The 445-nt window shown below is 31.5% G+C and carries 1 protein-coding gene; it reads left to right on the plus strand.

What is annotated here, in order from left to right:
* Positions 1 to 237: 237 nt before the first annotated feature.
* Positions 238 to 445: type II toxin-antitoxin system RelB/DinJ family antitoxin (locus EL84_RS00180; protein ID WP_047840239.1), on the plus strand; the 208-nt coding region annotated here is incomplete at its 3' end.

Genomic DNA, 445 nt, shown 5'->3' on the forward strand with positions numbered 1-445 from the left:
AAATATTTAATTTTTATGAAAAAGTAAATTATTTATAATTAATAATCATACTCTTAGGTTTAATAAGTGGTAAATTTTTGTGAATTCTCAATGAAATACCCTCCCATTTAACATAATGGCTGTTATACAAAATTCAGATATTGGAACTAATTCTTACAATAATTTGAGTGATTTTTTAGACTATTAGCGTACATTAGGTTTACGATAGTACATGTTTTGTAAAACATAGGTGATGATATGGCGACAACAAATTTTAATCTGCGACTTGAGCAAGATTTGCGTGATCGGGCATTTCCAGTGTTTGAGCGTTATGGACTGAGCGCATCACAAGCCTTTAAATTGTTTTTAACACAAGTTGCTGAGACCAATAAAATTCCCTTGTCTTTTGATTATGCAGAGACAGAGAATGTGCCGAATAGTGTCACAAGAAAAGCATTGACTGAAG

It is taken from the genome of Paenibacillus sp. VT-400, from assembly GCF_001029205.1.
Taxonomy (GTDB): domain Bacteria; phylum Bacillota; class Bacilli; order Paenibacillales; family Paenibacillaceae; genus Paenibacillus; species Paenibacillus amylolyticus.